This is a genomic window from Alcaligenes sp. 13f (genome assembly GCF_020496585.1).
GTDB lineage: Bacteria > Pseudomonadota > Gammaproteobacteria > Burkholderiales > Burkholderiaceae_B > Alcaligenes > Alcaligenes phenolicus.
Map to the genome: position 1 here is coordinate 120,571 of NZ_JAHKKC010000006.1, position 20,371 is coordinate 140,941.

24 protein-coding genes and 1 pseudogene are annotated in these 20,371 nt (G+C 52.3%); 1 reads left to right on the plus strand and 24 read right to left on the minus strand.

All coding sequences use genetic code 11. The annotated features are described in order from the left end of the window. Nucleotides 1-70: 70 nt before the first annotated feature. From KOE80_RS06845 to KOE80_RS06855, 3 genes are all read right to left on the minus strand, one after another. Complete coding sequence (locus tag KOE80_RS06845) at nt 71-844, minus strand: SDR family NAD(P)-dependent oxidoreductase (protein WP_004729618.1); 774 nt, start codon at nt 842-844, stop codon at nt 71-73. Between the two features lie 65 nt (nt 845-909). After that, nucleotides 910-1,611: a DsbA family oxidoreductase gene (locus tag KOE80_RS06850; protein ID WP_001194072.1), complete on the minus strand. Its 702-nt coding sequence runs from the start codon at nt 1,609-1,611 to the stop codon at nt 910-912. 65 nt (nt 1,612-1,676) lie between these two features. Further along, nucleotides 1,677-2,783, minus strand: coding sequence for an alkene reductase (locus KOE80_RS06855; protein ID WP_006687059.1), 1,107 nt, complete (start codon nt 2,781-2,783; stop codon nt 1,677-1,679). Between the two features lie 213 nt (nt 2,784-2,996). Here KOE80_RS06855 and KOE80_RS06860 point away from each other — a divergent pair, with 213 nt between their 5' ends. Next, complete coding sequence (locus KOE80_RS06860; protein ID WP_002431133.1) at nt 2,997-3,326, plus strand: thioredoxin family protein; 330 nt, start codon at nt 2,997-2,999, stop codon at nt 3,324-3,326. Between the two features lie 29 nt (nt 3,327-3,355). Here KOE80_RS06860 and KOE80_RS06865 read toward each other — a convergent pair whose 3' ends face one another. The 21 genes and pseudogenes from KOE80_RS06865 to KOE80_RS06965 form a co-directional block, all read right to left on the minus strand. Next, nucleotides 3,356-3,694, minus strand: a complete 339-nt coding sequence (locus KOE80_RS06865) for a carboxymuconolactone decarboxylase family protein (RefSeq protein ID WP_000888080.1) — start codon at nt 3,692-3,694, stop codon at nt 3,356-3,358. Between the two features lie 4 nt (nt 3,695-3,698). After that, a complete protein-coding gene (locus KOE80_RS06870) occupies nt 3,699-4,280 on the minus strand; it encodes a TetR/AcrR family transcriptional regulator (protein WP_000210409.1) in 582 nt (193 codons plus the stop codon). 141 nt (nt 4,281-4,421) lie between these two features. After that, nucleotides 4,422-4,979 carry an OsmC family protein gene (locus tag KOE80_RS06875; protein WP_226348700.1) on the minus strand — a complete coding sequence of 186 codons (558 nt, stop codon included), beginning with the start codon at nt 4,977-4,979 and terminating at the stop codon, nt 4,422-4,424. A gap of 185 nt (nt 4,980-5,164) precedes the next feature. Further along, entirely contained in the window at nt 5,165-5,749 is a 585-nt protein-coding gene (locus KOE80_RS06880) for a recombinase family protein (protein WP_012695450.1), read from the minus strand. A gap of 83 nt (nt 5,750-5,832) precedes the next feature. Beyond that, nucleotides 5,833-6,180 (minus strand): annotated as a pseudogene (locus tag KOE80_RS06885) (helicase); the annotation flags it as partial. Further along, nucleotides 6,164-7,882 carry a group II intron reverse transcriptase/maturase gene (gene ltrA / locus KOE80_RS06890; protein WP_226348701.1) on the minus strand — a complete coding sequence of 573 codons (1,719 nt, stop codon included), beginning with the start codon at nt 7,880-7,882 and terminating at the stop codon, nt 6,164-6,166. The gene ltrA and the pseudogene KOE80_RS06885, both read right to left, overlap by 17 nt. A 598-nt stretch (nt 7,883-8,480) precedes the next feature. Further along, nucleotides 8,481-9,551: a DEAD/DEAH box helicase family protein gene (locus KOE80_RS06895; protein ID WP_226348702.1), complete on the minus strand. Its 1,071-nt coding sequence runs from the start codon at nt 9,549-9,551 to the stop codon at nt 8,481-8,483. Between the two features lie 111 nt (nt 9,552-9,662). After that, the gene (locus KOE80_RS06900; RefSeq protein ID WP_226348703.1) at nt 9,663-10,289 is read right to left on the minus strand and encodes a hypothetical protein; all 627 of its coding nucleotides are present in this window, start codon (nt 10,287-10,289) and stop codon (nt 9,663-9,665) included. A gap of 81 nt (nt 10,290-10,370) precedes the next feature. Then, complete coding sequence (locus KOE80_RS06905) at nt 10,371-10,712, minus strand: hypothetical protein (RefSeq protein WP_226348704.1); 342 nt, start codon at nt 10,710-10,712, stop codon at nt 10,371-10,373. 109 nt (nt 10,713-10,821) lie between these two features. Beyond that, the gene (gene radC / locus KOE80_RS06910) at nt 10,822-11,379 is read right to left on the minus strand and encodes a RadC family protein (RefSeq protein WP_226348705.1); all 558 of its coding nucleotides are present in this window, start codon (nt 11,377-11,379) and stop codon (nt 10,822-10,824) included. A 280-nt stretch (nt 11,380-11,659) separates the two neighbouring features. Further along, nucleotides 11,660-12,775: a DUF6094 domain-containing protein gene (locus KOE80_RS06915; protein WP_264180205.1), complete on the minus strand. Its 1,116-nt coding sequence runs from the start codon at nt 12,773-12,775 to the stop codon at nt 11,660-11,662. A 1-nt stretch (nt 12,776) separates the two neighbouring features. Then, nucleotides 12,777-13,082, minus strand: a complete 306-nt coding sequence (locus tag KOE80_RS06920; protein ID WP_226348707.1) for a hypothetical protein — start codon at nt 13,080-13,082, stop codon at nt 12,777-12,779. A 107-nt stretch (nt 13,083-13,189) separates the two neighbouring features. After that, on the minus strand, nt 13,190-13,525 hold the full coding sequence (locus tag KOE80_RS06925; protein WP_086060065.1) for a hypothetical protein: 336 nt from the start codon (nt 13,523-13,525) through the stop codon (nt 13,190-13,192). Between the two features lie 190 nt (nt 13,526-13,715). Then, a complete protein-coding gene (locus KOE80_RS06930) occupies nt 13,716-14,024 on the minus strand; it encodes a hypothetical protein (RefSeq protein WP_021446568.1) in 309 nt (102 codons plus the stop codon). Nucleotides 14,025-14,100: 76 nt separating this feature from the next. Next, complete coding sequence (locus KOE80_RS06935) at nt 14,101-14,403, minus strand: hypothetical protein (RefSeq protein WP_226348708.1); 303 nt, start codon at nt 14,401-14,403, stop codon at nt 14,101-14,103. A 71-nt stretch (nt 14,404-14,474) separates the two neighbouring features. Beyond that, nucleotides 14,475-14,750: a hypothetical protein gene (locus KOE80_RS06940; RefSeq protein WP_086060033.1), complete on the minus strand. Its 276-nt coding sequence runs from the start codon at nt 14,748-14,750 to the stop codon at nt 14,475-14,477. Nucleotides 14,751-15,281: 531 nt separating this feature from the next. Continuing rightward, entirely contained in the window at nt 15,282-15,896 is a 615-nt protein-coding gene (locus KOE80_RS06945; protein ID WP_222667360.1) for a DUF3275 family protein, read from the minus strand. Nucleotides 15,897-16,515: 619 nt separating this feature from the next. Next, the gene (locus KOE80_RS06950) at nt 16,516-17,214 is read right to left on the minus strand and encodes a DUF3577 domain-containing protein (protein WP_226348709.1); all 699 of its coding nucleotides are present in this window, start codon (nt 17,212-17,214) and stop codon (nt 16,516-16,518) included. 309 nt (nt 17,215-17,523) lie between these two features. Beyond that, the gene (locus tag KOE80_RS20515; RefSeq protein ID WP_346659465.1) at nt 17,524-17,805 is read right to left on the minus strand and encodes a type II toxin-antitoxin system HicA family toxin; all 282 of its coding nucleotides are present in this window, start codon (nt 17,803-17,805) and stop codon (nt 17,524-17,526) included. Beyond that, entirely contained in the window at nt 17,723-17,998 is a 276-nt protein-coding gene (locus tag KOE80_RS06960; RefSeq protein WP_222667358.1) for a DUF1902 domain-containing protein, read from the minus strand. Before KOE80_RS06960 ends, KOE80_RS20515 begins: the two co-directional genes overlap by 83 nt. A 185-nt stretch (nt 17,999-18,183) precedes the next feature. Further along, a complete protein-coding gene (locus KOE80_RS06965) occupies nt 18,184-20,196 on the minus strand; it encodes a DEAD/DEAH box helicase (protein ID WP_131070572.1) in 2,013 nt (670 codons plus the stop codon). Between the last annotated feature and the right edge of the window lie 175 nt (nt 20,197-20,371).

Below are 20,371 nucleotides of genomic sequence, written 5' to 3' on the forward strand. Positions count from 1 at the left end.
CCTGCTGATGACATGTCTGGCGACAAAAAAATGCCGCCCTTAAGGGGCGGCTTATGCCAGCGTCACGGGGTTATCGTCTGACCGCCATGATGCCCGCATCGACATCCCAGATAGCGCCCGTCACCCATGAGGTTTTGTCAGACAACAGGAAGAGAATAGTGTTTGCCACATCTTCGGCAGTTCCGACGCGTCCCAGCGGGTGGAAATCGTTCAGCGACTTCATAGCATCTGCGATATCCGCTTTGTCCATGAAGCCTTCGTATATCGGCGTATGAACAATCCCGGGAGACACCGCGTTGACACGAATACCCGCGCTGGCCAGCTCAATCGCCAGATTACGCGTCAGGGCATGCAGACCCGCTTTTGCCATTGAATAGGCCGAGGCCGGCGAGTCACCCAGTGCAGCCTGAGCACCAATCGAACCGACGTTGACGATAGACCCTTCGAGCTTCGCGGCGAGCATGTTCTTCACGACATCCTGTGTAATAAAGAACGTGGCTCGGTTCAGCGAAAGATACATGTCATAATCGGCAAAGCTGTGCTCGGTAAATCCTTTGGGCATGAAGATACCGGCGGCATTCACCATCAGGCTGATATCGCGATGGTGAGCATTAATTTCCTGACGGATAGTTTCCATACCTTCTTCGGTCATCAGGTTCGCCGCGATGACCGCAACCGGTCCCAGAGGGCTCAGTTCTTTTTGCACCGCTTCGGCTTTGTCTTTTTTATTCCCGGTCAGCACGACACTGCCGCCCGCTTCCAGTACCATGCGTGCCACGGCCAGGCCCATGCCGCTGGTACCGCCGACGACGAGCAGTTTTTTACCTTTGAAAAAAGTGTTCATTTTCTGACTCCATTACTGGTGGGTAAGACGTTGCCGGCAGCGTGAAACTGCCGGCGGTTGACGGATTAAATACTGCAGCCATCCGTTCCGCAGGTCTGACCCGCAGTGGCTGAAAATTCGGTTTGCTGTTCATCCCAGACCTGACGCAGGGCATTCAAAAAGTTATCTGCTGCCTGAGCCCCGCTGATGGCATATTTTTCGTTCATCACAAAAACCGGAACGCCGCTGAGGCCAATAGACTGTGCGTGGGCTTCATCGTCGGAAACGGTGGCGCGAAAATCGTCATTCTCCAGGGCGGCTTCAGCGTCAGCTTTCGGCATACCGGCTTCTACGGCCATGGCAACGAGCTGCTGACGGTCAAAGAGAGAGCGACCTTCGGTGATACTGCCATGATAAAAACGTTCTTCCACCGCGTCCGCAATTCCGGCCTTACGCGCGGCAACCAGCAGGGTGTGTGCATCTTCTGTATCACCAAACATCATGCCGTCGAAGTTGTAGATCAGACCTTCAGATTTACCGGCGGTGCCCACCTGATTCATCATCAGCTCCGCTGAATGCTGACTGCCCAGCTTTTTAACGATGGCATCCTTAAAAGGCATCGCGGGAGTACCACCGGCCAGACGGTAGCTGTGATGGCGGATCACCACCTGGTCGCGAAATTCAAAGCGATTCAGACCCTGTTCAAATCTTTTTTTAGCAATCCAGCACCACGGGCAGACCAAATCTGACCAGATATCGATGGTAAGGGTGGGTTTCAGCGTTTGCATAATGATTCCTCAAAGACGTTGGGCGGTCGGATCTCACTTATCAGAGAACCGCGACCGTATGGGATTTATTGCGCCTGCCAGACCGGGTAATCGGTATAGCCTTTTTCCGGGGAACCACTGACGCCGTAGTAGGTGGCGCGGTCACTTTCTGCCAGTGGCCAGCCGTTTTGCATTCTTTCAACCAGATCCGGGTTAGCGATGTAGGGCACACCAAATGCCACCAGATCCAGCTCATCATCTTCCAGAGCCTGCTCTGCGATATCACGGGTAAAACCGCCGGCAGCGATGATGGTGCCTTTAAACGTGTTGCGAAAACGGCGGCGGAAGCCTTCCGGAAGTGGCGCTTTGGTGTACACCGGCTGATAGTAAAGGTGTACGTAGGCCAGTTCCCGCTGACCGAGCGCGTCGGTGATGGCTGACCAGGTTTGCTCTTCACCTTCATACGGCGCGAGGTCATAAATGCGGCCGAACGGTGACAGGCGCACGGCAACGTGGCTGTTACCCACGGCTTCCGCCACGGCGTCAATGGTCTCCAGCAGGAAACGCTGACGATTTTCCACCGAGCCGCCGTATTCGTCGGTGCGGGTGTTCAGTTCGCTACTGAGGAACTGGTCAAAGATGAATCCGTTTGCCGCCATGATTTCCACGCCGTCAAAGCCGGCTTCCATCGCCAGGCGTGCGGAGTGCACGAAGTCTGCAGTGATGCGTTTAACTTCATGCGTTTCCAGCGCGCGTGGCTGGCTTGGTACAACCGGGCCCGGTTCTCCGGATTCGGTCAGCGCAAAAACGGTGGTATTGACCGCCTGAACGGTGCCCGCTGAAACCGGCGCTATGTGGCCTGGCTGAAGAGAGACGTGAGACATACGGCCGACGTGCCAGAGCTGCGCGAAAATACGGCCACCTTTGGCGTGAACCGCTTGTGTCACCTTACGCCAGCCCTGGACGTGTTCGTCGTTGTAGATACCAGGGGTATAAAGGTAACCCCGGCCTTCTTCTGAAACCGGCATCCCTTCGGTGATGAGCAGGCCAGCAGAAGCACGCTGTGCATAGTACAAAGCCACGACCTCATCCGGCACGTCATTCATGGTGCGGGTGCGGGTCATCGGTGCCATGACTACACGGTTTTTTAACGCCAGGCCAGACAGATTGTAGGGGGTGAAAAGCTTACTCATCGTATACCTCACAAAAAACAAAAAGGAGTATCCCGGCAGGGATTTGCACAGCCCGGCAGTATCATCGACTGGACGTCGCGCACTGGAGTTGCATAAACATCTGATGGGTGGCAATATACCAACCATCTAGTAGGTAGGTCAATGGGTGTGTCGTATTTTTTTGTCATAACGCAGCCATTTCTGAATTGTCACTCATTTTGCGAGGTCATCACCATGCGTACATTAACAGCTTATAACGAAGATAATTTCCGCCAGATAGAGCAGTACAAAGGAATATCGGTGGTACGTTTCTCTGCACCCTGGTGTCCGCCCTGTCAGGCCAGCGAAGAAATGTTCAGTCAGTTTGCAGACCGGCTCGATAGAGATATTCAGGTGGGGAAAGTCAATGTAGATCAGGCGCCGGTGCTGACAACCAAATACGAGATCTGGGGGCTGCCGTCTGTGCTGATATTTCATGAAGGGCAATTAGTTAAACGCATACCGGGTGTGAAACCTGCATCGGTATATGCTCAGGCTATTGCGGACATAAAAAAAGGGCAGTAATGCCCTTTTAACGTGGAATTTATTAATGCTTAACCGCGTGCCTGACCGACGGCATCCAGAGTGCGGGCTGAATAAATGACCGCCGCGCCAGCGTTGAGGTTAATCGCCACGCCCAGCGCTTCAGCAATTTCAGCGTCGGTTGCACCGGCTTTCACAGCGGCGTCGGCGTGAAAAGCAATACAGCCGTCGCAGCGGGTTGTGACTGCGCACGCCAGGGCAATGAGTTCACGCACTTTTGCGCCCAAAAGGTCAGTTTTGTTACCTGCGTTGCCCAGGGCAACCACGCCTTTCATGGTCTCGGGGGTCAGTTTGCCCAACTCGCCTAAACGTTGCATTAACTCTGAGCGATAGTTGTTCCAGTCCAGCATAGTGTCATTCTCCTGAATGAGGGGTATTAAGAAGCAGTTTTATATACTTAAGGCTGTTGGCGAAGACTTCGGGTCTGGCCGTTGCATGCGCCACTACGCTTGAGCCTTCACAGACATTAATGATCATCAAAGCAATATCTGATGGTTCGGCATGGGATGAAAACTCACCTGACTCCATGCCCGCCCTGACGACTTTTGTGAGCCACTCGATTTGCATATCGAAATAAAGTGATGTCTGTACAGTAATTGCCTGAGGCAGATTGGCGGTCTCTGCTGACAACGCACAACACAGTGGCAGTAGCGAAGCTTTATGGCTTTGCGCGAAGATATCGATGTAAGCCGCAATTCTTCTCTCCGCGCTTTTCTCAGTCGCCTCTATCTGCTCAAATACGCGTTGTGTATCAGAGAACGCCTGTATTACCACCTGCTCACCCAGAATATCTTTGGTCGGGAAATGGTGATGAATACTGGCCTTGGTGATACCCACTATTTTTGATAAATCAGCATAGCTGAATGCTGAATACCCTTTTTCGCGCATCAGGTGTTCTGCTTCGCTGAGCAGCCGTTCCCGTGTCATGGTTGTCATAATTACTCCATATAATCTACTAGTTGATAGATTATATTGTTGCTATTTTTCCGTAGCAAGTTGTATCACTGACTCAGTATCGTGCAGAGCTGAACGTCACTGCCATCCTGCATTCTGAATGGCAGCATTACATCTCTGACATCACGCCAGGCGTGTAATCATTTCAACCGGATTAGCCAGAGTATCGTGGATTGGCGAATTCTTTTGCATTTCGCTGACCAGCGCTTCTAACTCCTCGCGACTGGCGGTCTTGCTCGTAAGGTGAACATCGACGCGAATAGATTTCGCACCTTTACGCACGTTGCTGTCCAGCCCAAGGAAGCCGTTGAGGTTGATATCGAAATTAAGATCCAGCTCGATACCGTCCAGGTCGATCCCTTTTTCAGCAGCCATCATGGTAAGGGTGGCGGTATAACAGCCAGCCAGCGCCTGCATGATGTATTCAGTCGGGCTCATGCCGCTATCGGTGCCGAGTAAACCTGCGGGTTCATCACCGATATTAGAAAATTTCCCCACACGGCTGGTATCGATAACGCCGTTCTGGATTGTGGCGCCGGTCTCTGTGCGAACGGTTAATCCGCCGCTGGAACGGGCTTTCATCTGGAAAGTCAGGTTACCCAGGCCAGGCTGGCTGCGAACTGCTTCACGGGTATTGTGGATCGCAGCTGCGTCTGCAGAAGGTTTAACGGTAGTAGACATAATGGCTCCTGTAATTTCTTGATAAAAGGTATAGCTGGTGTAATCAGCACCAACCATCTAGTTGGTAGATTAATATCGCGAACCTCTTTTGTCTACTCTTTTATAAAAAATAGGGGGAAAAGAACCCAGCAGGCTGTTTTATTTCATAATAACCATTTGATTTTTTTTATAATCTTCCCAGCCGCTCACTCTTGCAGCAATCCAGCCTTTACCCGAAGGATAGTCTGGCGGGTGGTATTAAATTCCCGGGCAATAGCACTGATACTGATGCCAGCATTTAGGCGCTCTGTCACTGTTTGCTTTTGTTCCTCGCTCAGGATGGGGGGGCGACCGAAGCGTTTTCCAGCCGCTTTTGCCCTCGCAATACCTGAATACGTTCGCTCAAGCAGCAAATCCCGCTCAAACTCCGCTACAGCAGAAATTACCTGCATAGTCATTTTTCCGGCCGGACTGGTCAAGTCAACGCCTCCGAGTGCGAGACAATGAACGCGAATATCTAAAGCCGCCAGTTGCTCTACTGTTTTTCGGATATCCATCGCATTACGACCCAGACGGTCAAGTTTGGTGACAATCAGTACATCCCCATTTTCCATGCGATCTAGCAACCGGATAAATCCGGGGCGTTCGCTGGCAGCAACCGAGCCACTGATATGCTCCTCAATAAGTCGTTGGGATCTGATGGCAAAACCCGCCGCTTCAATTTCACGACGCTGGTTTTCTGTGGTCTGTTCCAGAGTTGAGACCCTGCAGTAGGCAAAAACACGTGACATGGGAAACTTTCCGTACGAAATGGATGTCCGAATTATAACGTGTGTCCGAAATTAATTTCACTAAGTTTCGGACATGTGCTGTAAGTGGTGTACGAAACCGACCCATTACGAGCAGGTTTGAAGCCATCTTGAATCATCTGTGTCGGATTTATTCTCCACAAAAGATGAAACAAGTCATCGGCATAGCCCCCCATCAGTGTCCCAGTGAGCAGCAGTGTTTTTTGGCATTGGCTGGCCAGCACGCCCATGGCCTGGCCTTGGGCTGAGCCCTCATTTTTGTATTCATGGCCTTCATCTACAACCAAAAGACCGAAATACCCACGAGGCAAGTAGTCGGGTAGGGACAAGCCATTGCTGGCCCATCCCCCCCTAAGAACCGTACGTGAGAGTTTCCCCTCATACGGCTCAAGCCTTTCAAAGCCCGCTTTCACGAACCGGCTTCACCACCTTGAGACCATTGACGTGAATCTGGTTATGGCAATTCGGATGCACCATCACGAGGTTGGTACTCCCGTCCTTTCCACCATCGACCCGCCGAATGATGTGGTGGACATGCCACCCCGTCTTTTGCGTGATCAACTCATGGCAGATCGGACAACGACGATCCTGTTCCAACCAGATGTTGATGAGCTTCTTCCTGCCTCTCAGTGAGTTCTGCATCTTGAGGCTTACACGCTCCTCAAAGTACGCCTCCCACGTCGGGTCGAATGGATTGGCTTTCAATTTGATTGGTCGGTGTCGTCGAATGGGCGTGTCCATTGCCTTCCGCAGTGACGACAGGATGGAACTCCCATCAGGGAACCTCTCCCCCGTCGCCGCCGCAAACACCCAGTTACTGGTGCCTACAGAGTGGAAGTAGCGTTGCTTGATCCATACGCTGCTTTTCTGCGGATGCCGACGAACGGCCCACTGCCACAACACACGCCAAATCTCATGATCGACACGCGCGAACGTCGCTTTGGACACGACGTGCTGGTGATAATTCGCCCAGCCTTGGATCATTGGATTGAGCATCCGAATCAGCCGAGGCTGATCCAGCGCCTTATTGCCTTTGACCGCCGAGCGCACTTTCTCCAAGAAGGTTGCCACGTTCGCTTTCGACGGCTTAATCAACAGCTTGCCGTTGTACTTGCGCACGTTTTGTCCAAGGAAGTCGAAACCCTCGTCGATGTGCGTGATCTTGGTCTTCTCGGGTGAGAGCATGAGCCCCCGTTCCCGCATGAAGTCCTCGATAATCGGCATGACCTCCTGCTCCAGTAGCTCTTTCGAGCGTCCCGTCACAATGAAGTCGTCCGCGTAGCGCACATAGTTGACCATCAGCTTAGTCTGGATGCCGTTTGCATATCTAGCTCTTCCGAACTTTTCATGCAGTTTGGCTTCCAGTCCGTCGAGGACAAGATTCGCCAGGGTTGGCGAGATGATGCCCCCTTGCGGGGTACCGGCTTCGGTTGGAAAAAGTTGCCGATCTTCCATGTATCCAGCCTTGAGCCACTGCCTCAGAATCTCGCGATCCGTCGGTACATGACCCATGAGCCAGTCATGGCTGATGTTGTCGAAGCAGCCTTTGATGTCGCCTTCGAGAATCCATTGCGGGGCCACCTTTTTGGACAGCGCCGTGAAGCACTGTTCGATGGCGTCCGCTGTGGACCTTTCCGATCGGAACCCAAACGAGCGTCCGTCCGCTGTGGTCTCGGCCACTGGTTCGAGAGCCAGCAGGTATAACGCCTGCATCGCCCTGTCTTTCATGGTCGGGATACCCAGCGGCCGCATCTTCCCATTGGCTTTGGGAATATAGACACGCTTCAGCGGTTGGGGACGATACCCGCGCCGCTTGATTGACAACATGGCTTGAGACTTGGCTTCCGGAGTGGACCATGTGCTGCCATCCACACCCGGCGTCTTTTTGCCTTGGTTCTCGGTGACTCGTCTGACGGCCAGTGCTTTGCCGCTGAACGAGTGGGTCAGAATCCACTGTAAGGCTTTCACCTTGCCGTGTTTCCCTTCCCGAGTCGCCTTTACGATACGCGCTTGGAGACTTCGCACTTCACGGTGACACTTGGCCCAGTCGATGCTGTGCCAGTTAACCGATTCGTGTGAGGGCGCACCCGCGCAAGCAATTTCTTGCGTAGTCATCTGCAATTCCCTCTTAAAGAAGGTTAGACAAACTCTCTCGTAGAGAAAGACCAAGTGGAAGTCTGCCCGCTTTCGCGTGGGATGCTGTTGCCTTGCGGCTCAATCCCTATCCGCCCGATTACAGGACGGCATTTGCTTTCTCCACATTCCTTTACCCGCACCACCAACAGCATTCCTTACGGTCTGCCTGCCCCGAAGGGCGGCGATACGGGCTTACCGTGTTTCACCTGAGTAACGAGATGGGTTAGACCCTGCCTTTCCACCGGCGGTCATGATGTCCGTGTGCCCCCAAAACGGATAAAGGGCAACCGACCGCATACCTTTTTTGGTTCAAGCCTGTCAGCATCTTTAGCTTGTTGTTCATAACGGTGTTTATCAGCAGTTCACTTTCGTTGGTCATACCACCCAGCCTAGCGCCGTACCCGCATTGATGCTCGCAGGTAACGCCTTGCCTCGCGGCATTGGCGCGGCCCGAAGGCCCTGCTACATTGTCCCGACAGCTTCACACAGGTCTGTTACCAATCCTGCATGTGCCGGTAGGCTACTGATGACGGAACATCAGGTTCCTCGTCGGGGTTGCCCCCGTTGGAACAATTACTCAGGCGACTTCACGTCGCACGCGTTTGATGAACTCAGTGGCTTGATAGCCCCCCTCCCCTATACTGAACTCAAAGGACGCGAGGGATCGCTCCATACGCATGGCCTGCCGATCGGAGAAAACAAGCTCGCCAGACTCATCCATGAGGTTGAGAAACTCATAGACGTTATCGTCGAGCATTCCCCCAAGCAGATCCTCTCCAAAAATCGAGAGCAATTTGCGAGCGGTTTTATCTCCGATCGTCGGCATTTGCTTCAAGGCACCCAACACCAGATCGTGCATGGAGTCGATACGCTTACCTGCACGAATCAACGTCCAAAGCGTGCTATCGCAGTGGCTGCATTTGCAGCGTCTGTCAGCAAGCATGAGTGCGGCCGCCTCAGCGGAGAGCGGCATCATTTCACCATCGGCATTCTCACGCTCGATGGGTTCCATGCAATCAGGGCAGCAAGCAAATCTAAACCGTTGACCATCTTGCAATACCTGGCGAGTCAAAAATGCCGGTTTCCAGTGAAAACCCATGCGCATACGCACACGTCCAAGCACAAAGAACTCTGGCTTACTGGTTTTCAAACCCAGGGCATTTCGTAACGCCAACAGTTTGCGTAACGTATCCGGCCCATTCAGAATCCAAACCTTGGCGCCAGGCACGGTGGCTAGGATCTCGCGTCGCCACTTGTAGACTAGGTGAGGTGGCGAAACGATCAGGGTGCGTGGGTGCGTGCTCTGCATTAAAGCAGCAACACATATGGCCATCATGGTTTTGCCCGTGCCCATATCCGCATTGAGTACCGCTGCCGGTTCATTGTGATCCAACAACAGCTTCACAACGGCGTGTACAGCATGGGCCTGGGCTTCAAATGGCTGACGCGTCAGATTGTCCAGAACGTGTTGCCGCGCACGCCAAACGGGAGTTTGAGTGTCCAGGTCTGGATCGTAAATAGGCGGGTTCTGGCGACGGACTTGCTCCAACAAGCCCTCACCAAACTGATCAATAAAAATGGCCAGAGACATATGCAGCTCATCGGCATTTTGCTCTGGGGTATCTAGCTGGGGATGTATAGCGCCCATATTGGCTCTCCACAAAAGGAATACGGGGAGCCAGCGGGGCTGCTCCCCGCATGGGTTGGAAAAAACTTAGAAAAGGCTGGTTCCGGAAATCAGCCAATCAGCTTAGAAAAACTACAACTGCAAACGTAGGCGGCCTTCCCTGACCCCATCAGAGATGAAATCAAGAAAATGCTCACTTAGGCTCACCCGAACTGCCTTGACAGGGCCAAGCGTGGGATACAGATCGCTGCCCATTATCTGCACAGCTTGCTTATCACGGCACCACGCCAAAACCTCTGCACGCCAATGGTCCAGAAGGGCCACCGGCGACAAGCTTTTGATCAGTTGCCAGGCACGATCATCAAGATCATGCTCCTGAGCCTCGTTAAGGCTGGCCAGGTCGCTCTCTGCTGAGTAGTGAAGAGCCCAACCGATTCGATTGGCACGGTCTGGCTCCTGTAGATTCTTGTCAAATACCCACAGTTGCCCCAGAGGACCAAACAGGTTTTGTTTAGGCAGCCTGCCGGTGTGTTTGCCTAAACGATCCACACCGCCGACCTCGACCAAGTGGCGCTGGCCATCATCGCCGAGCAAGTGAAAGCGTTGTATACCGCCTTCCTTATTGCCCAACTGCATCGCAGCCATGAATTGCATCAGCGATCCATCGCGTCCATACAGTGAAACGAATAAAAAGCGGCCGTCCGACTCTCGGATGCAGGCATCTGCCCAGTCTTCAGGAAACTCCTCTACTTGGTACATCACCGAGCTCCATAGTTATGCGACTAGCCCCTTCCTCGCAAAGAGGAGGAAGAGGCCAGGCCGCGTCGTTTAGAGAGATGATCAAGCCGAGCGCACGGCAAATGAGCCGTCAGCTTGATGGGTGATGTCTCGATTCCCCAAGTTGTTCCAGGAGTCGCGTTCGACCTCAGTGAACATATTTGCTGGCACAGTGATTTTGAGCCGGTGCAACACCGCTTTAAAATGCTCCAGGCTCAAACCAAATGGGTTGGACTCATAAAGATTGCTATACAGATACTGATCATCGAACCCGGTCACATCCGGATCCACAAAATCCACCCGCTTTTCGATGACCAAAAAATAATGCCCCAAAGCCCTATCCCAACCTAACAGCACGGTAACGGGATGATCTTTATAGGTGGTTTCAAAGTAATGACGACTCATGACAATCTCCAGAAAATGAGTCGCAACGCCCCATAAGGGCCGCAGCGACCCCATGGGTACAGGTTAAAAACGCCCAAATGCGGGCTAAACAAACAAGAAATGACTCAAGTTACAGGTCGCCGTGCTCAGCGAACGAATAACTAGTGGTATCGGCTGAAGGCCCGACGATTAAATGGTCCAGAACCCTCACATCGATCAGCTCCAATGCTTTTTTCAGCCGCTCAGTAAGTTGGCGGTCTACCCGGCTAGGCTCTAACTTTCCGCTTGGATGGTTGTGAGCCAAAATGACCGCGCCAGCATTGTTTTTGAGCACCTCTTTAACGACCTCACGAGGATAGACAGCCGTTTGATTCAGGGTGCCTTGGAACAACTCCCGATACTGGATTAGGCGAAGCTGGTTGTCTAAAAAGAAGACAGCAAAAACCTCGTGTTCTAGGCCAGCCAAACGAGCAACGGCATAGCGTTCCGCAATGCTCGGCGTTGACATGGGAGTTCCCGAAGGCACTAAAGACACAATCGCCTCACGTGCAGCCTCCAATATCTGTCCTGGAGTCGCCAACACGTAGTGCCCATGCGCATCAGCAACATGCAATTGCGCGGGGTTAGGCGCTGCCTGAGCGTATACAGACGGCGCGATGGGTAAAATCGACGGATTGAAAGAAGACATGGGTATCTCCAAAAAGCTGGAGACATCCTGCCCCTTGAGGACGGATGTCCCCAAGGGATAAGACGAGGCTGCTGACATGCCATGCATGACTGCAGCAGATAAGAAAAACTACCCAGGCAGTCAAAGACCACCTTGATGCGTTTACAGGGTTGAACGCACCTATAGAAACCCCTTTTGGCTTAATGAGAAGGTTTCCCCAAATGACCTGGACCAGGCCCCTTGAGGAACCCTTCTAATGAAGGGTGAATAGCGCCAACTATTGGCACCGAGGAATAAAGCATCAGCTGATTTTAACTATCTGACCAAGCCGATGATCGGCAGTAAATTCAATCGCATTGATCGTAGGCACAAACTTATCCAGCATCGTGATGGTCTCTGAGACATTCCCTTTCTCATCCACCTCCAGGTTCTGGATACGTTCTTTCTTCTTAAAGGTATCCCCCTTTATCAGAAAAATCCGGCCGTCTTTCGATTCAATGCAGCCAGTCACCTGGCCGGCCGCCAGCGCAAGCGCTAGGTGCCATTGAGTCATCGTACGAAGCGGTCTTCTGTGACTGGTCCGCACCTGAGAGAAATGAACATCAAAGCCTTGCCACAATAGACTCGCCTTCCATGTATTGAGCTCGTCTTTCAATTGAGCGGCATCGATTCGCACAGCATGAAAGTCAAGCTCCGCATCAGCTGCTGGCACCTGGTAGGGTTCATCATCCCAGACCTCTGGCAATACTTGATCTACGAACTCTCCGGCCTGAGCCTGCGCAAGCCAGTCAAGAACGCTTTTACGTGGATGTGTGCTTCGGATTTTGGTCCCGAAAATGACACATTGTTTGAATTGCTGCTCAGGGGCCATAAAGAACCGTAAATTGTCGAAATTACGGGCCAAAAATGTCCGAATCTCAGCATCTAAGGCGTAGTACGGAATGATGTAGATAAGTACCCCACCCTCAACCAGGAATGATGCCGTTTTCTTTAAGAACGTACGCTCCAGACGTTCGGCTTTGTCAGAATCAGCGTTTGCCAGGTTCGCCGCATCACTGATCCCAAATCCGTAAGGAGGATTCAGAAACAGTAGGCCAATACTGCGCGCCTTAACCACGACGTCATGAATATCCGCGTGAATAACCCTATCTAAGAGGGTTTTCGCGTGCCAGGCGCGTTCTTTATCAAACTCAACACCCAGAGCTTCAATGCTTACTGAAGCGTCACCAGCACGCTCCTGTAGGCCAAAACGGATGTCAGCCAGCGCCGCACCTTCCCCACAACATGGGTCAAGCAATCGCATTGGTCTTGATGCTGGCATGAGAAAGTGTTGAATCCGCTGCAAAGTCTCGTCATCGGTCGGGTAGTACCCGGCTTTGACGAAGTTGCGAGCCAAGCGGGTGAACAAAAGCGCCATTTCACACCTCCTGACCATCAATGAGCGAGATCTCACGGCCAAACACCAGGCCTGCTGTTTCAGGTGAAGGCTCGCCATTCTGAGAAATCCACCAACTGGGTGGTTGAAGGGGGTAAACAAGCAGCCCAAGGTACGGACCTTGTGAGGCAAAGCAAACGATTCTGCATTCACCAATATTGTTGAACCTGACCATCACTGTTTCGCCCATGGCTGGAACAGGTTCTGGTCCGGTCCAGATCAGTCGATCGTCGGTACGGTTTCTGTCAGTTGTGTACAGCGGTAAGGTGAAATAACGGACAACGATCATGTGGGTCTCCGAAAAAAACACGACGAGAGACCCAGACGGATCGTCCCGCCGGGAAAGTGATAGAGATAATGCAAACCCATCAGGATGGGTTTGCACGGGTTAGAGGATCAGTACTCCGATGGCAATGTCAGCATGGTGCTGGATCGATCCCATTCTGTAACAATCCAGATCTTGAGTTGGTCATTGACGCGATACGACGACATCAGTCGCCCTCCACACGCTAGGGACCGCTGGTTAAATCGCCAATCTTCGTGGCACAGATCCCCCCAATCACCAACAGCGTGACGAGCTAGGTACTCACAAGCGTTGATCGTGCCTTCTTGATCCAGCTTGGTAACACCTGGTGTAGCCACAACCACACCGAGTTCAAAGCGCGGCAGCACATTGGCAAGAGGCGAGAGATCGAAGGAATCTCTGCACACAGGTTGAGTCTGTTCAGTCATAGTCGGCCTCACTAAAAATGCGCAGGCCATACCCATGCGGGTCTGTGCCCGCAGGGGTGAAAATAGAAAGACAAAAGAAAAGCGAATGTCACCAGACCGATGAAAGACCTGGCATACATTCGCTAGTTAGGAGGAGCGCACTCCTCATCAAGGCACACCGAGGTGTGCGGAAACAATCGCGTGCTGAACGCTAGAGCATGAACATTTTCATGCCGCTTAAGATCAGACCGGCAAAACCAGCCAGCATCAAGCCAAGACGGATGGTCATATCCCGCTTGGTCACCTCAATGTCTTTTCTGGTCACTTCAATATCGTGCTTCAGTTCAGTGCGAAGCGCGGCAATGTCGTGTTCAACCTTGGCTGACCACTTCTCCAGCACTTGATCAAGTGTGAGTGCCATAGCACCCTCCATTGCGATGGCCACCTTTTCGGCAACCTCTTGCTTCATACCGGCATCGACCAGACCTTGCCGTAGCAGGAACAAGTCAGATGGACTCATTGGCATATAGTACCTCTTAAAAAATAAAGAGGGCTATTACCCTTGAGGGGCAAAGCCCTCAAGGGTGGATTAAATATTAAGCGGCTAACCGCAGTAGCACTTGCCATAGCGGCGCACCGAAATGCGCCTTTATGACGATGCCAATCAGACTGGCACAAGCAACAAGTAGCAAGATAAAACAGACGCGGGTGATCATCTCCCGCCTTCTCACCTCAATGTCATGCGTCAACTTAATGCGAAACATAGCAATGTCGTGCTGCAGCTCAGTGCGAAACATGGCAATGTCGTGTTTAACACTGTTTTCGGCAGCCTCTTGCTTCATACCGGCATCGACCAGACCTTGCCGTAGCAGGAACAAGTCAGATGGATGTAGTGACATACCGTACCTCTTTAAAAATAAAGAGGGCTATTACCCTTGAGGGTCAAAGCCCTCAAGGGTGGGTTAATACGTTAAGCGGCTACGACTGTAGCCCCGAATCGCAGCCAACGATGAGCTTGCAGACGTTGTTTGAGATCGCCAGGTAGACGTTGAGCCAGATCCTGCCGAACGGAGCAACCTTGAACGAGGCGTACGAAGGAGCACACCTGTGCAGGTGCAAGCTCATGTCGAACCGCCAGGAACTGTTCAAAACCTTCATCACTCGCTTGAGAGAGCCAGTCATTGAAGATCGAGTGCAGATTCTTACGCTGAGCCACGGTGATAGGAAAAAAATGCAGTTGAGCCATGATCGTCCTCTAAGAAAAGGGGACGACCAAGCCCCCAGGGACACGGTGTCCCCATGGGATGAATAAGAAGCGCAGGAGAACCCCGCATGCATCGGTTAAAAGCAAATACCCAGGTAGCCAAAGCCACCTTGGTGCGTTTACAGGGTTGAACGCACCTGTTTGAAACCATCGTTGGTTTGCTTAGATGATTTCCCTTGAAGGCCGGGAATGATTGTCCTGGCTCGCAAGGGAACCCATCTAGGTTCCGGGCTTAAATAACAAATTAAAATTCATACCCCCTCACTCCCCTTGGCGAACCCAAGGTGTGCGTCACCGAAATGGAGGTCCTGGTGACAAAAGAAACGGCGCGCAAGGTACGTGGCTGGTTTTGCTATCACCAGCTCCGGCTTAGCGCAAAAGCTGCGGACGCATAAGGACGCCGCCTCCCAGATTCAACGATGCACCAATGCACTGTGCGGTCTGGCTCATGGTCTCGATAGCATCAAGAACATAAGTCAAACCGCCACCTTCGGGCGGTTTAGAAATGAGGGTTTACTGGGCAAACCAGATTTGTTGTTTCGCATCGAAACGGTAGCCATGACGTTGGCCAAGTTCAGCTGCTTGCCGTCGTAGCAGCGCACGTTCTACAGTCGCATCAAGTTTGATGGGATCTCGGTTGGCAATGGCTCGGAGCATTTCTGCGTCAAGCAACCCATCGTGCCCTCCCTGCGTTGACTCTTGTGGTCCAGAACCCGAAGACCCTGACTGGGGCTTCCCACCCTTGTTAAAGTGGCTAAAGTCTTTTGCGGTAGATGGAGGAGGAACTGGCTTTTTAGGTGGTGCAACCCGTACAGGTCTTTGCTCGTCAATGGGGTCAGGCTCAGCTTGCTCATGAGCAGTCGATAATTCGGCCTGGCTCTCAACTTGTAAATCGTGCAAACGAGCGCGAATTTCTGTCACACCTTTGCCAAACGCGATGTATTGCGACAGATAGATTTCACTAATCCACACAGTTGCCAGGTACTCACCTTCCTCAAACTGATCCAGGAGGGGGTCTTTGACCTTGAACTCACCATAAGCAGTTGAGAGGTCTGCAACGCAGAACGCACCATTTCGACTTTGTCGAATCCGCTTTACGCGCAGCTGCGCTCCATCTATACGGATCATCGTGATCTCCTTCAGAAAGACAGGGAGACCACATCCAGCCGGAAGAGATCTCCCGGTGGGGTGTGAAATGAAAGTACCCGTTCAGCTTACGCCGGACGGGTACAGGGGGGCTTGAATGGTGGCCATCCAACTTGCGATCGGATAGTACTTTAGAGCACGTGAGGTTCCAGTTTGAACGTGCAATTCAACGGACGTACTCGTGTGAGATGTACCCCAACTCTATACAGAGCGTTCACGTTTCAGGGGTTGACGTGTCGTGCCCGAAGGCGACCAGGTTATTCAAGTGACACCTGAAAACACTCGCAAAACCGAAGCAGTTTAGTCGCTAATCATCACGACTTCAAGAAAAAAGCCAACTGAAATTAGTTGTCTGTTTTTACCATAGGCTCACTTAAACAATCCAGGATATGTAAACACTCAGCAACACTACATGTTTCCAGATCCTGACGGATAATCCCAGCTCGTTGCCCTGCCTTTACGATTGCTCTCATCAGGTTCTCGCGATCAAAGCAAGCAGACTGAGAGAACTGTTGATTATTTTGTGTCATAGCAGCTCCGAAGAAAAAACCCTCGCACCGTCCAAATGGGAACAGTGTCGAGGGTTTTGATGAGGCGTGGGTTAAGCAACGCTCTGATGAGCATAGTTTGCAGCGTATTGAAGCGCACTACTTGCTCCATATCCTGCTTGATATGCCGCAGCGCCTTGGTTCACGGGCACCGGAGTGCTGTTGAACCTTGGAGTTGCTGGACCTTGAGCGTTTTCCTGTGGAGCTTTATTTTCAGACTGGCCCTGCTCAGGCACATCCTGAGAAGATTCATTATCGGTCGAGGGGTTCTGCAGAGGAGCCTCCTCTTGGAAAGGAGTGTCATCCACGCTGGACTCTTCTTGCGATTCACGTCGGAAAATATTAACGCCATCAACAGTGACACTGTTGATCAACAACAGACGTCCCTTGATAAGTGCGGCAGGCTCTTGCTCGCCAGTAGTGCGCCCATTCTCATCTCGAAGGTTGCGCATGTAGGAATGGGCGTAAATATCACCCACACGGAACGAGACGAAAACCTTGCGTTTAGCTTCGACATCACCCTTGAGTTTTTCCACCATTTCGATGGCTTCACTCCCCGAGACCCGGAGGTCAAAGTAGGTGTAGTCAGGTTCGTCCGTCTTTCCACGCATGGCAGAAATCGAGCAAGAAAGAAAAGGCTTTGCTTTGCGGCCAGAACCCTTGGTTTCAACCCAACGAATACGGTTCAGATAACCGACACCGTTAACGTGAAGATTGAAGTGGTTAGAAGTTTGAGTGGAAGCGTTAGTCATGATAGTGAACTCCAGAAAAATGGACTGGAGGAACACGCACCCACCCAAGAGCCGAATGGCCTGGACAGGGAAAGCGGGTTCCCTGTCCGGGTAGCAAAGAAGAAGATGTACTCTGGTACTGTCTTAGAGGATCAGTACGTGCGTCTTTCAAGAGTTGAGACGCCGCTGTGGGGTGCCTTATGGCGATTCACGACAGTAAATTATCAGCGATCAATGTCAAAGTCAATTCTACGTTTCAACCATTTAATGACCGGAATAATAAAAATGGCCCACCCCACGGAAAGGGTGAGCCAAAAAACAAAGGATGCCTCAGAACTGCTTAGGCAGCCCTGCCTGTTTCAGCACACCATTGGCAGTGTGTCGAGACAATATCTTAGAGTCCACTGGAAAGTGGGTTTCAGTAAGAGGCGAATACCAGATAACATGGTCGCCCTTCCCTTTGCGTACTTCGACGCAGCCTGCTTGTATGAGAATTTTTATCAGCTGCGGCGTATAGCTCGCACCCATCTCAAGCTTGGCTACGTTGGAGGGGTGCAACACGCCTAGCAATGAGTTCAAAACTCTCACCAGTGGCATCCTTATGAACGCCATTGGCGTCCAAAAGCTCCGGCACCATTACGTCCAACTTTTGTGTCAGTTGTTCCATCGTAGGTGCCTCGGTGATTAAGCCAGGTACGTCCTGAGACGTGGCGACCCAAACACCAGCCTCGGCATCCCAGTCCGCATAAACCAGGTGAAGTTTGGCCATCAGAATGTCCCCTGGAGAGGATGAAATTAAAAGCATATTCGCTCCTAAAAAAAAGGAGCAGCAGCCCTTGCGGGTTGCTGCCCGCAAGGGTGTAAAAAGCCCAGGCAATGCCTCGATGCACTTTCAGGGTTGAGCACATCTGAACCGCTTTCAATCGGTAAACGGTACAGAATCAACCTACTCGATTTAATCGCAGCAGTCAAACTGGCTTAAATCAGATTTCAAGCGTGAGCAAGCGCGGCGGACTCCCCTTGCATCCATCGTTGCAATGCTGCATTCGTGATCGCAGCTGCTTCATTGGCTTGTGTCATTGTCACAGCCTCTACGACATCAATTTCTGTCTCACGCTTGCCCTCCAGGATCTTCCACACAGCCTCATCGATCGTGTCGGGTATGAGCGGCACGATAACCATCACATCGCGCTGCTGGCCCAGCCGGTACGCCCTATCCTCGGCTTGGCGCATGAGCGCGGGGGTCCAGGGCATCGATGCAAAGGCCACGTAGTTAGCAGCGGTTAGAGTAATACCGACACCAGCTGCCATCGTAGTGCCGATAAACACCCGGACCTCGGGGTCATCCTGGAATGTGTCGATGGCCTTTTGCCGCTTGATAGCAGAGTCAGCTCCGACCAGACGCACAGCCTTAATACCAGCGGCCGTAAAGGCATCATGCATGGCATTGACCGTGCTCATGTACTCGCAAAAGATGATGATCTTGTCTTCGGCCTGTAGGCTCTCAACCGTTTCTATCAGGAACGGTGTTTTAAGCGTTTCAAGACACTGGCGCAGCTTAGTGATCTTAGGCATGGCCATAAGGCTCATGTCATCGTAAATCTCTTTGTAGGCAGCCAAGCCTTCGCTAGGTGAGATATAGCGCACCGAGTGCGTTTTGGCGCCAAGGTCGAGCACGTCCTTTCGCCTGCGCAGCATCCAACCGCCCAAGGCACGGGCTAATGCAGCTCGACGATCACGGGATCCAGTGAATTCTTTGCGGAACTCCTTCAGCTCCATATGGCCAAGTGAGTGGCCCGTCAAACGCAAAAGCGTGTGCAACTCAATTTCACGATTCAGAAGCGGTGTACCGGTCACCACATAGCGCTTCGGAATACGCGTGGCCATCACAAAGGCATTGCGTGTACGCCCAGATTTATGCTCCTTCAGGTAATGCGCTTCATCAATAGCCATGGCCCCGAACGCCAACCCGACTTCTCGTACCAGGCCACCCAATCGTTCGTAGTTCGCAATGACCCACTGACAGCCGTATAACGTCGAGATTCGATCATCCCCTGCAAAGCCGACAATAGCGTCGGGGTACACGGCATGGATCTCACGCTCCCAGTTGATACGCAGAGAGGCGGGACAGACAATAAGCACTCTTCCCTGCCCTGCTGCCAGGCGAGCACCCACAACTGTCTGGCGTGTCTTGCCCAGACCCATATCGTCGCCTAAGCATGCTCCTGTCTGCCCAGCAAGGTGACGTACCCCTTCGATCTGATAGTCTCGTAAGCCCGCGCCCACAGCAGCAGCGGCCAGCACAGCCTCATCGATGTCAACTGAACTACTTTGTTCCAGGTCAGCAGACAAAAAACCCGCGCCGTCTACATCTTGACCAGGACTGCCATCTCCTCGCTCAGGTGTTGCAGCAGGAACCTGAATGGGAGATTCGTCAGCATTCGGTGATACCAGCTCTTCGAGTACGACGGGCTGCTCATGCACGAACGAAAATTCAGGGGCCACGCCTGCCAGGTCACGGAGCATCTTCTGGATGTGAGCTACGTCACCACGTACTTGCCACGCTGCAGCGGGTTTATGAAATCTCCCCTGTAGCGCACGCATGGCACGCACGCACAGCCCATCGTACGAAAAGCTGACGGCATGTTGGCCATGGTTGAGGTCGCCTCTGGCCAGCTCAAAAATTTGGACGTCGAGCAGTTGGGTAAAGTAATCAGGCTCGGGTGCCCTTATAGCTGCTTTTAATAGCGCAGCAACCCCGTCAAACTCAACATGCTCACGCAGATAGAGCGCTTCTAACCAAGCCAGGGCATGGTCCGCGTTAGCCTGCTCCAATACCCACATTCGCCGTCCTGGACACCACCATGCTCCAGCTTTGGACAACCGGGCAGCCATTCCTGAAATATTGAACAGCTGTAGCCCAAGCCTACGACCGTCAAAAACGGCTTGAATCAGTAACTCAGGGGCCTTGAGGGAGATTGGCGCAATACTCAATGGCAGCACCTAAAACGCCGAAAACGAAGCAACAGCCATAGCAATCAAACCGAGGGCTGAAGTAACACCACCAATACTGAAAGAGAAGAGCCCTAAATCACTGCCATGCATGCTTAGCCCATAGATTAGGGCAAGAGCACCTATTGAAAAAACAATCGCAGATATCCCAAAAATTAACATTTTT